Source organism: Streptomyces sp. URMC 124 (assembly GCF_051386455.1).
GTDB lineage: Bacteria > Actinomycetota > Actinomycetes > Streptomycetales > Streptomycetaceae > Streptomyces.
On record NZ_JBPQTS010000036.1, the window covers coordinates 1 to 10,501 of the forward strand.

Here is a 10,501-nt window from a genome sequence, read left to right on the forward strand (position 1 = left end):
GGGCAGGGGCGGGGACGAGGGCAGGGGCCCGGGCTCCCTCCGCGACCTCGTGCTGTGGCTGCCGCTGGACCGCAGCGGCTGAGCCGCCCCTGGCGCCCGCTGGCGCCCGCTGCTGGGGCCGGCGCCGCCGGTGGCCTCAGGTACGGGCGGGCGCCGGCACCGCGGCGGCCTCCGGCACCGCCCGCCGTGCGAACCTCTTCGCCAGGACCGCCCCCACCATCAGCTGCATTTGGTGGAAGAGCATCAGCGGCAGCACGGCCAGGCTCGCCTGCGCGCCGAACAGCACGCCCGCCATCGGCAGCCCCGCCGCCAGGCTCTTCTTCGAGCCGCAGAAGACGATGGCCAGGCTGTCCTCGCGGCTGAAGCCCAGCCTGCGCGAGCCGTACGTGGTGACCGTCAGCATCAGCCCCAGGAGCGCGGCTTCCACTCCCATGAGGGCCAGCAGCCGCAGCGGGGTGACCTCGTGCCAGATGCCGCGGACCATGCCCGCGCTGAACGCCGTGTAGACGACCAGGAGGATCGAGCCGCGGTCCACGTAGCCGAGCACCTTCTTGTGCCGGGTGAGGAAGCCGCCCACGCGGCGGCGCAGCAGCTGGCCCGCGAGGAAGGGCACGAGAAGCTGCAGCACGATCGACAGCAGCGAGCGGGAGGAGAAACCGCCGCCGCTGTTGCCGAGGAGGAGCGCGGCCAGCAGCGGGGTGAGGGCGATGCCCACGATGCTGGAGAACGACCCGGCGCACACCGCCGCCGCCACGTTGCCGCGGGCGATGGAGGTGAAGGCGATCGAGGACTGGATGGTCGAGGGCACCAGGCACAGGAACAGCAGCCCGGAGTACAGCTGGGGCGTGACGACGGCGGGGACCAGGCCGCGGGCGGCGAGGCCGAGGAGGGGGAAGAGCACGAAGGTGCAGCCGAGGACGGTCAGGTGCAGCCGCCAGTGGCGCAGGCCGTCCATCGCCTCGCGGGTGGAGAGGCGGGCGCCGTAGAGGAAGAACAGCAGCGCCACGGCGCCGGTGGAGGCGCCGCCCGCGACGGACGCCGCCTGGCCTCGGGCGGGGAGGAGCGCGGCGAGGGCCACGGTGCCCAGGAGGGCCGCTACATAAGGGTCGATGGGAACGCGTATACGAATGCGCGGCATGGCACCAGCCTGCCGTTCCGCGCGGCTATCCGGAAGCCCGCTCGCCGCTCTGACTGTCATCACGGATCGCGATGAGCGCGCGCTAGGCTCGTGACGTGTTCGAGCCCGTGCAGCTCCGTACGTTCCTGGCCGTCGCGCAGACGCTGAGCTTCACCCAGGCCGCCGTCCGCCTGGGCGTCCGCCAGTCGACGGTGAGCCAGCAGGTCCGCAAGCTGGAGGCGGCGGCCGGGCGGCAGCTCTTCGCCCGCGACACGCACAGCGTGCGGCTGACCGAGTACGGCGAGGCCATGCTGGGCTTCGCCCGCACGATCCTGGAGGCGAACGAGCGCGCCGCGCACTGGTTCGCGGGCACCCGGCTGCGCGGGCGGCTGCGGTTCGGCGCGTCGGAGGACTTCGTGCTGACCCGGCTGCCCGAGGTCCTGGAAGACTTCCGCCGCGAGCACCCCGAGGTGGACCTGGAGCTGACCGTCGACCTGTCGGAGACGCTGCAGCGGCGGCTGGCGGCCGGGCGGCTGGACCTGGTCCTCGCCAAACGCCACCCCGACGAACCGCACGGCCGGCTCGTATGGCGCGACCGCCTGGTGTGGATCGGCGGCGAGCGCCTGCGCCTGGACCCCCACCGCCCGCTGCCCCTGATCGCCTTCCCGCCGCCCGCGGTGACCCGGGCACGCGCCCTGGAGGTGCTGGAGCGCAGCGGCCGCTCCTGGCGGGTGGTGTGCACGAGCGGCAGCCTCAACGGCCTGGTGGCCGCGGCCCGAGCGGGCCTGGGCGTCATGGCCCACACCCTCGGCATGATCCCTCCCGGCCTGATGCGCCTCCCCTCCGGCCCGGGCCTGCCCGAACTGGGCGGGGTCGACGTGGTCCTCCTGCACGGCACCGCACCGGACAGCGCGTCAAGACAACCCGCGGAAGCCCTCGCCCAAGCCGTCCTCGCAGCGGGCGACCGCCTGCAGACGTAGTACGTAGCGCGGACACGCCGCGCAGCACCGCAAGGGCAGGGTGTCCCGCCTCACTGCGCGTGGACGTGGCAGGTCATGCTGTTGTCCGTCACGTAGCAACAGCTTGAGGCGCTTCCGGCGTCTTTCCTCAGCGCCCACCCGTGCTCCGGCGAGTACGCCTCGGTCCACTTGCTCAGCGTGATGCTATTGGCTGCCGAGGCGGGCAGCCCGGCGTCTTCCAGGAAGCGGCGAGGATCGGCGACCAGTCGTCCCAGCTCTTCCGTGGTGGCATCGAAGTGGTACAACGGCGGGTCGCTTTCCATCCCCGCGACACCTTCACCGGCCAGCTGCGTGACCTTGACCATGGCTACCTCCGGTCAGATTGTCCGAGGTTCGGCCGATGCCTCCAGTCCACTGCCGGTAGCCGAACCGTGCAACCGCGGCCCGGCCCGGGACCCCGCAAACGAGGCCTGGGCCGGGCCGTCCCTTTCGAGGGAGCGTTTCCGCAGGACAGAGGCCTAATAGCACTCCGAAACCTTGGTATTGTTATCCATGTCGCCGCGGGGAACACCCCGCGAAGACGACACCCGGTCCGGGTGGCGGAATGGCAGACGCGCTAGCTTGAGGTGCTAGTGCCCTTTATCGGGCGTGGGGGTTCAAGTCCCCCCTCGGACACCAGCAAAGGGACGTTCACGAGATCGTCCCGAAGCGTTCACGAATTACCGGTCGAGTCATGTGACTCGCCGGTATTTCGTCGTTTCTGGGGCCTTGAGCCTCGTGATCGGCTCGATGAGAGGGTGAGGCGGTGGCGGTCCAGGTACTGCGCCGCTCACCTGCGGAAACAGGACATGCCTGCGCGACGGCTGGTAGCCGTGGCGTAGGCATGTGGGGTTTTCAGGGGGCGGAGCGCGACGGAGGTGCGTCACTCGCGTGGCGGAGGCCCGACGTCCTCGGCCGGAAGCGGTCGCGCCAGGGGCGGGTCGGAGGGCTCACCGGGTTGGGTTGCGGCGCTCTGCGTGCTGGCCTTGCGGGGCTGGATGCCCTGGTCGCGGAGGAACCGTCGGATGGCTCTGAGGTTCGCCACAAAGATGATGACGGCATTGAGCAGGGTCTGTGCGACGCGTCCGTGCGGCAGGCGGAGCTGAGGATTGTCGATGCTGTCGAGGGCGGACTTCTTGAGGTCGCCGTTGCCGCCCTCGTTCTGACTGCGCAGTCCGGACCAGGCTTCCTGCCACAGAGGGGTGAACAGGGGGTACTTCTGCCGCCACTTGGCCAACACGGTACCCGGGACGGTGATGCTCTTCCCCCTGCAGATGTCTGGGTAGACGGGGGTGACCCGCTTGGGCCTGGGGATGGTGGGCAGTGCTGCCGGGGTACGGACAGTGGGGGTATCGAGGTCGACGACGGTGGACGGGCGTGGCTGGGGCCGGCGGTAGCAGGTGACCGTGGCGTGGGACCCGAGGGCGGGGGCACTGTCGACGCTGGTCCCCTGCGGGCCCGTACTCCTTGATCTTGGTTTGGTAGTCCTTCCGGAACTGGATCAGGCTGAGTACGAGGGCGCGGTCCTCGTACGTGCGGCTGTCGAAGTACGTGGCGCCCGCAGTGACGAGCGGGGTGGGCATCAGCGGGCAGTAGATCTCGCCACCGAACAGCCGCATGCCGCGGAACTCTCCCTGCCGGTCGACCTTGTCGTCGTAGTAGTGCTTCACCGCGTTGAGGCTGAGTTTGAGCAGCTGCAGATGCAGGTTGTGAGGCTTGGCCTGGGTGATGCCCCGGTCGGCGCAGAACAGGTCTTTGACCAGGCCTCGTTCGAAGGCCGGCTGGATGGCGCGCAGGGCGGCCGGGCCGGGTTCGGTGCCCGGGGTGTGAAGGATCATGCCGAGGCAGACCGCGGGGTAGGCGCCGGCGAGGTCGCCATGGCCATGGCCCGGGAACGGGCCATCATGGCGTAGCGGAACTCTCTCTTCTCCGGCGCCTTGGCTTTCTTCTCCTGTCCCGACTTGGTCTTGCGAGGTACTAGCCGTTGTTTGCCGTGCCGCGCCGGGTGCCAGTGTTCGTGGAGGCTGCAGCTTTACCGCTGGGCCCCGACTTCTTCTGCGTTCCTCCCTTCACGTACATCCCGGCGGTGACCTCAAGCGAGGCCCGGCCCTGGTGGTAGTCCGGCTCATTGCCCCAGACCGGAACCGGAGTGTCGTCGACCGCGATGTGGCCAGGCCACCGAGCGAAGTCGCCGCGCCGGTAGGAAGCCATCACCGGAGCGAGAACCAGATCCTGGGCGATGGCCTCCAGGTTGCGCACGGTGTCCTGGCTGTCGCGGGCATTCCACTTCCGTCGGATCTTCTTCGCCTCGCTGAGCGACAGCCGCTTGCGGCGGTCGTGCGGTGCTGGGTCGAGGCGCCCAGTCATCAAGGACCAAGACCGGTAGACGCGCTTCGACGTCGCGTACTGGTGGTGCGCGACGCGGTCGATTTCTTCTCGGGTTGCGTGCAGGTTGACATCGGGGACGTCAAGAAGGGCTTTGGACCCTGGAGACAAGGCGAAGAAGAGCGTCTCCCATGCATCGTTGATGTTCGCGCTCTTGCCCATGTACTGCGACAGGATCAGGCCGATCAGCACTGTGCGGAACGGGAAGCCCTTCGGGCCTGGCCGGTGCTCGTTGGAGGGAAGGCGTTCCAGTATTCCGCTGTGGCGCACGAGGCCGAAGACCTCCCTCACAACGCGGTCGCTGAGGGTACGGCCGGGGGCCTGCGGTGCAGGGCGTAAAGCGAGGCCGGTACGCCGGCAAGGTTGGTCCTCCGGGTTCTTCGTGCTCATGCCGCCCCCCGCAACAGATCGAATGCCTCCGCTTCAGGCACGTCGTGGAGGAAGACGAGGTAGCGCGAGAGGCTGTGCAGGGTCACGAGTCCGGACGCTTTGAGGATTCACCTTCAGCGGAATACCTGCATTCAGCAGATCGACGAGCCAGGTCGTGCGCAGCCGCTGGGTCTGCAGCACTGCACCGTCACAACGGCCGATGATCCGCGGGTACCTGGCCAGCCAGTCGGATGCGATGTGCTTGCTGGTGCGGTCCTGCCAGTCCGGCCGGAAGGCGCACGCGTCTGCCGGGATGTGGGAGGCTTTCGTCAGCAGTTCCTCGTAGGCGTATCGGCATACGACAGTGCGCGGACGGCGCCCGTGCACCTTGACCAGTGCCCGGCCGGTGGGGCCCGCGAGGATGTCCCGCCCTTGAACGTACACAAGATCCTCAACGGCGAGCCCGCAGCCGACGCCGAGACAGAACAGAAGACAGGCGTTGCGCCGCTGGGCGGGGGTGGACAGGCTCTGTGCCCAGATCAGCCAGTAGGCGATTTCTGCCGGCGGGTAGGGGGCCACTGGGGCGTCGGTGGCCTTCAGCCGGATCGGCGGATGCTGTCCGAGCTGGTCCAGCAGGAGTGCTTCGGAGGCCCGGCGCAGCTGGCTGCTGCAGGGTCGGCGGCTGTTGGCGGCCATGTCGCGGCAGCCGACGAGGATGAACCGTTCGACGGTGCTCTGGTCAAAGATCAGCGAGGGTTCGAACGGGAGGCCTTGGGCCTCGACCCAGGCGACCAGCCGTGCGAGCGGTGTCATGACCACGTCTGGGCCGTAGGGTCCCGCTGCGACGGCCATGAATCTCAGCGAGCGGACGACCGGAGCGATGCGGCGCCACTAGGCGGGCGGCACCGTCTCCGCCTTCGGTGCGTAGGCCAGCAGGCGGTTCGACACAGCGACCTCCAGGCGCAAGGCCCATGACCGGCGGCCGGTTAACCGGCCACTGGTGTCAGTGTCGATCACGATCTGAAGGAACAAATCTTTATGACCGGAGGCCGAGCGCGCACGGCGCCGCCATGGAGATACGCCGTCGATCCGGAGGAGTGGCCGGATGCCCGGATTGCCGGGGAGCCCGCCGCGGCGGTGGTCCAGACGATTGCTCGCCGCCTCACCTCCACCCTGCGTGAGAGGCCGGAGCTCTCGCTGCGTGCCCTGGCCGCCCAGAGCAACGTCGGCAGACAGACCATCGGCGATCTGCTGGCGGGCGCCACCTGGCCGGATATACTGACGGTCTGCCGACTGGAGCGCGCCCTGGGCCTGGCGCTCTGGCCCGGATCGAATGCGACCCAATGTGCTCATGACTGATCCCCAATTGCCTACTTGAGGTCAGTCGTGCACGCTCAAGTGCGGAATGGCGCAGACGCCCTCTAACGCCACCCGTGGGGGCGCTAGAGTGAACGTGCGCGACGGACCGGACCCTGCTAGGAGAAGCGTCCGTTCGCGTGTTTGGCGGCCTCCCTCGACCGCTAATCGAGGGAGGCCTGTTTGTTGGGCTAGGGTCGTTCTCGGATGGATCAAGCGGCCTGGGATGACAGCACGGCCCGGAACGTTCCCGGTGCTACGTTTTCCACCTCGCCAAGCTGCTTCATACGGTTGAGGGTTTTTCCTACGGATGAGCGGACCGTCGCGTCCGCTCCCGGGCGCACCGCCGCCGCGATATCGGTGATGGACATTGCCTCTTGAGCGGCGCACAGGAGTGTGAGGATCGCATCGCGCATGCTTCCGTTACGCGGTGACCCCAGGGTCCGAGTGCCCATGCCCGGGCGCGCCTCTTCGGACGAAGGATTCTCGTCGGCGACAAAAACTTCAGGCGAACCCTCCCGGGAGGGTTGGGCGGTTCCCGCGTCCTCGCCAGTGTCCGGCGGCTCTTCGCGGACATCGGTGGATTCGATGCCCTGGCACATCATCGCGTACACAGCTTCCAATGTCGCCAACTCGCCGCGCAGTGAAGTGATCAGCTCCTTCACGGCATGCCGGGCCTGGCCGATGTAGACACCCTTGCCTGACGCAGGTGCGCTGGTCCGGTATCCCGCCATAGCGAACTCCTAAGGAAGGTCGCTGCCAGTGTAGGGACGGCACACTGTGGCACGCACGCAGTTCCTGTGAGGCGCCATCAAACGGTCAACAGTGCGCTCAAGCACGGCAAGTCCGGTCGGAGTTAGCGCAGGACTCGATCCGTCTTGGCGCAGAGTTGGCTCGCCGGGTTTGTGCGATGCCGCACCAGCACTGTGAGACGTGCCATCACAGAATCCTGACGTGTGGATTCTGTCGAAGCTCCCGGTCTCCGGGAACGTTTGAGCGTTACGGTTCCTTCATGGTGGATGGCAAGCATCTGTCGGCGACAGAGGCCTTGGCGTCGACGACGAAGGCCCTGGATGTTCTAGTCCTGGCGTATGACCGGGGGTAAATCGGTGTCACCGAAACCGCCCGGGAGCTCGGTATCTCACGTTCCACCGCACACCGCATCCTGGTCACCTGCATCGCACGGGTTTCCTGCGTCACGATCCTGGCCAGCACGGATACTCAGCGGGTCCGCAACTCGTACGCATGGGACTGGCCGCGATTGACCAGCTGGACGTCCGACGACAGGCGCGCAGACCCCTGGAGGAGCTCTCCGAGAAGCTACAGGAGACGGTGTGCCTGTACTCCCTGGATGTGGCCGTCGTCCGACTACTCGACGGAGTCGAGTGCCGGCATGTCCTGCGCGTCAGCGTTCCGCTCGCACAGGGGCTCCCCGCCCACGTCACAGCGGCGGGCAAGGCTTTGCTCGCACTGCGCGACCCGGCAGATGTACGCGCGACACTCCCAGCCGCGCTCCCTGCCGCGGCGGCAGGAAGCATCACTGAGTGGCCACTGCTTGAGGTGGAGTTGGAGGAAGTTTGCCCGAGGATGGGCGGCAGACCTCGAGGAAAGTGCACACGACCTGCACGGCGTAGGCGTGGCCATCCGCAACCGCATCGGGGAACCGCTTGCCGCGATCTACGTGTACGCACCCGCCGTACGTCTGCGTGAACAGGACATGCCAGCGGTTGCCACGGCCCTGCAGGAGACCGCCACCACGATCGCCAGGGCAGAGTGACAGCGGGTGCCGAGGTGCCGGGACTCAAGGCCCCAACGTGATCCGCCCGTCCGGGATCCACCCCTCCATGTATCCCGTCAACAGCACATCCATATCCGGCAGATCGCACAGTGTGCGCAACTCCTGCCACTGCTCAGGCCCCGCCCAGCGTGTCGCTCCCCTCCAAGGCAGATGCTCTGGCGGATCATCAGCCGCAGCGAGACGAAAGATGAACACGTGCGCCTCTCGACGGCTCCGGCCTACGGGCACAGGCACCTGAGCCCAGCGGCATCCTTCAACAGTGCCCCCGCGCACCGGTATCGCGCCGACCGCTTCGCGGAGTACGCGCACTGCCGCCTCACGGTAGGTTTCTGTGGCTCGGACGGACCCTGAAGGGAGTATCCATCGGGGAAGAGCTCCAGACAGGTCGTCTGCCACCAGGGCAAGCCGCCCCGCCCGTCCGAGCTCAGCACCGCGACGAACACCACCCGCCGCATTCTGGGAGGCGGCACGGCAGGCGCCCCGAACTCTCGGAAGCATCCAGGAAAACAGGCACTGTCCGATCCTGACGTGTGGCCGCTTAACCGGCCACACGTGTCCTGGATCGACGCGAGTTTCATCTCGGAGCTCGATGCGACGAACCTGGTCCGCGTCCGGGCAGTGGCAGGCCGCACGGCTACTGCAGCGACCGTTGCCTGCGAATTATGCAGCGACCTCCGGTGATGTCGCTGTTTACCGAATTAAGCCTCAGCAGCGTCCTCCAGTTTCATCTCCAGACGCTTGGTCTGCTGCCCCACCGTAAACACGAGTCCGATTTGGGGTCTCGCGTACGGAGACGAACGAAGCCTCACTATCCCGGATGGGTCTGCTCGGGCAGGCAACGCCGGCTCAGATGGGCCTTGTGTCCCGGAATGCCGTTGAGGTGGGCAGGGCCGGCGAAGGTCGGGCTCGTGTCGACCCGCCGCTACAGATAGCGCGCGGCCCGGGCCACGCCGGCGAGACACTGCAGGACTCCGTCTGTGCCTTAAATGGCCGCCCGAAGGCCGCGGGAGCAGGTGCTCCCGCGGCCTGCCTCACGGTTCTACGGCCAAGGCCAGTGGCCCCATCTCGCCGCCCCGAGTACCAGGGACGCAATTGCTGCACCTGCCACAATCGCGGGCGAGATGTACACCGCGAAGATGGTGCGGCCGCCGACCAGCAGTTGTACGTTTGCGCGCCGTGCATGGGCGGACGTCGACGACGGCGCCTCCGAGCCCCAGACGTCATCCGCGGGGCCATGCCCGGGTGGCTGCTGGCTGGAGCCTGTGCCATGGTGTGTACTCACCAGTTGTCCTTTCGCATGAGCACGGCGCCGTCTCCCTGGGCGCCAAACCTGAAGAAGACGGTGGCACGCGACACTCGGTCCCCCCCCCCCCCCGGGTTCGAGAGGACGTAAAAGGGCCCCACCAGACCTAGGCATGGTGGGGCCCTCATTGATGACGCGACCGTATCGGAGGCGCCAGGAGCGAGGCAAGTTGACTCTGAGACTCGCCCCTGGCGTCAATGGCCAGACATTCACGGGGAGTTGTGCTGGTACTGCGCATACACAGGGCAGTGCCACGCGAAGACCACACCGGCACCCCCGATGACGTCACCAACGGTGCTGAGGGTGATCAGGCGTTCGCGCTCGCCTGTTTGCGGCGTCGAAGGAGGGCAAGCACGGCGATTGCAGCGAAGGTCATCCATACCTTGCCGAGAATCTGGCCGGTCAGGTACTCGAAGGAACCGAAGGCCAACTTGAGGAAGAGGAGGCTGTCTGCGAGTAGGCCGACGGCGTTCGAGGCGAGCATCGCGATCAGCAGGCCGCGCTTCCGAAGAGGCTCGTAAACGACGAAGTCCATTGTCTCGGCCACCGCGAAGGCGGCAGCTGAGGCGCCAGCCAGAGCCGGGTCAGCAAGGAAGTACGACAGGATGGTGCCGACGGCTATGGCCGCGAGAACAGCACCACGGCCGGCGGACTCACGGGCGAGGTCCCGAAGTACCAAGGCGAGACCCACCATGTAGACGCCGGCAGGGGCGGCGTAGCCGAAGCCGACGGGGACGGCTCCGAAGTGGGTGACGGCAAGGTTGGCGGCAGGGATGGTGGCGACGTAGGCGACGAGGGTCGCGATACCGGCAGGGGCGGGGACGTTCACGGTCTTCTTTCTGTTTCGGTGATGCGGTGGTTTGCGCCGATACCACGCCGTGGACGGACAGCGAGGCGAACGCCCAGACAGTACAACCCAGGCCACTGACATCGGCACGGCTCCTGGCCTTGGAAAGTCTGTCTGGGAGTGAGTGCACTGTCGGCAGCATATGCAGACCAGGGTGGCATGAGTCGGCTACATCCGGGCGCACCTGTGGGCGCGCCTCGGGCATGCACGCACAGGTCAGGCGAGGTCGTTCCCCAGCGGTCGCGCGAGGGCGTTGCTGTGCACGGCTCGCTGCGATGGCGGTGTCACCTCTGAGCAAGACGTTGTTTCAGCCGTATTTTGCGGCGCG

At 67.4% G+C, this 10,501-nt stretch carries 12 protein-coding genes, 1 tRNA gene and 1 pseudogene; 6 read left to right on the forward strand and 8 right to left on the reverse strand.

The genetic code is table 11. From position 1 onward, the window contains the following. Positions 1-136: 136 nt before the first annotated feature. Entirely contained in the window at positions 137-1,138 is a 1,002-nt protein-coding gene (locus ACSNOG_RS10450; protein ID WP_436752300.1) for a bile acid:sodium symporter family protein, read from the reverse strand. 95 nt (positions 1,139-1,233) lie between these two features. Between ACSNOG_RS10450 and ACSNOG_RS10455 the strand changes: the two genes are divergently transcribed. Beyond that, complete coding sequence (locus ACSNOG_RS10455; RefSeq protein ID WP_436752301.1) at positions 1,234-2,097, forward strand: LysR substrate-binding domain-containing protein; 864 nt, start codon at positions 1,234-1,236, stop codon at positions 2,095-2,097. A 50-nt stretch (positions 2,098-2,147) separates the two neighbouring features. On the opposite strand, the gene ACSNOG_RS10460 is transcribed toward ACSNOG_RS10455, so the two are convergent. Next, complete coding sequence (locus ACSNOG_RS10460; protein WP_436752302.1) at positions 2,148-2,441, reverse strand: hypothetical protein; 294 nt, start codon at positions 2,439-2,441, stop codon at positions 2,148-2,150. 225 nt (positions 2,442-2,666) lie between these two features. On the opposite strand from ACSNOG_RS10460, the gene ACSNOG_RS10465 reads away from it, so the two are divergent. Continuing rightward, a tRNA-Leu gene (locus tag ACSNOG_RS10465) sits at positions 2,667-2,754 on the forward strand. 244 nt (positions 2,755-2,998) lie between these two features. Here the strand turns inward: ACSNOG_RS10465 and ACSNOG_RS10470 are convergent. Beyond that, positions 2,999-3,355 (reverse strand): hypothetical protein, encoded by a 357-nt coding sequence (locus ACSNOG_RS10470; RefSeq protein WP_436752303.1) that lies wholly within the window; start codon positions 3,353-3,355, stop codon positions 2,999-3,001. A gap of 238 nt (positions 3,356-3,593) precedes the next feature. Here ACSNOG_RS10470 and ACSNOG_RS10475 point away from each other — a divergent pair, with 238 nt between their 5' ends. Then, positions 3,594-4,028 (forward strand): hypothetical protein, encoded by a 435-nt coding sequence (locus tag ACSNOG_RS10475; protein WP_436752304.1) that lies wholly within the window; start codon positions 3,594-3,596, stop codon positions 4,026-4,028. Positions 4,029-4,092: 64 nt separating this feature from the next. Here the strand turns inward: ACSNOG_RS10475 and ACSNOG_RS10480 are convergent, their stop codons facing one another. Together ACSNOG_RS10480 and ACSNOG_RS10485 are read right to left on the reverse strand one after the other, a co-directional pair. Further along, a complete protein-coding gene (locus ACSNOG_RS10480) occupies positions 4,093-4,890 on the reverse strand; it encodes a hypothetical protein (protein ID WP_436752305.1) in 798 nt (265 codons plus the stop codon). Between the two features lie 33 nt (positions 4,891-4,923). Beyond that, on the reverse strand, positions 4,924-5,688 hold the full coding sequence (locus ACSNOG_RS10485; protein WP_436752306.1) for a hypothetical protein: 765 nt from the start codon (positions 5,686-5,688) through the stop codon (positions 4,924-4,926). A gap of 219 nt (positions 5,689-5,907) precedes the next feature. Between ACSNOG_RS10485 and ACSNOG_RS10490 the strand changes: the two genes are divergently transcribed. Further along, positions 5,908-6,228, forward strand: coding sequence for a helix-turn-helix domain-containing protein (locus tag ACSNOG_RS10490; RefSeq protein ID WP_436752307.1), 321 nt, complete (start codon positions 5,908-5,910; stop codon positions 6,226-6,228). Positions 6,229-6,437: 209 nt separating this feature from the next. On the opposite strand, the gene ACSNOG_RS10495 is transcribed toward ACSNOG_RS10490, so the two are convergent. Further along, positions 6,438-6,959, reverse strand: a complete 522-nt coding sequence (locus ACSNOG_RS10495) for a hypothetical protein (protein ID WP_436752308.1) — start codon at positions 6,957-6,959, stop codon at positions 6,438-6,440. Positions 6,960-7,470: 511 nt separating this feature from the next. Here ACSNOG_RS10495 and ACSNOG_RS10500 point away from each other — a divergent pair. Continuing rightward, positions 7,471-7,791: pseudogene (locus ACSNOG_RS10500) on the forward strand (IclR family transcriptional regulator domain-containing protein); the annotation flags it as partial. Further along, positions 7,712-8,002: an IclR family transcriptional regulator domain-containing protein gene (locus tag ACSNOG_RS10505; RefSeq protein ID WP_436752309.1), complete on the forward strand. Its 291-nt coding sequence runs from the start codon at positions 7,712-7,714 to the stop codon at positions 8,000-8,002. The pseudogene ACSNOG_RS10500 and the gene ACSNOG_RS10505, both read left to right, overlap by 80 nt. 24 nt (positions 8,003-8,026) lie before the next feature. Here ACSNOG_RS10505 and ACSNOG_RS10510 read toward each other — a convergent pair whose 3' ends face one another. Both ACSNOG_RS10510 and ACSNOG_RS10515 read right to left on the reverse strand, forming a co-directional pair. Next, positions 8,027-8,521, reverse strand: coding sequence for an NUDIX domain-containing protein (locus tag ACSNOG_RS10510; protein ID WP_436752310.1), 495 nt, complete (start codon positions 8,519-8,521; stop codon positions 8,027-8,029). 1,112 nt (positions 8,522-9,633) lie between these two features. After that, positions 9,634-10,155: a VUT family protein gene (locus ACSNOG_RS10515; RefSeq protein WP_436752311.1), complete on the reverse strand. Its 522-nt coding sequence runs from the start codon at positions 10,153-10,155 to the stop codon at positions 9,634-9,636. Positions 10,156-10,501: the final 346 nt, after the last annotated feature.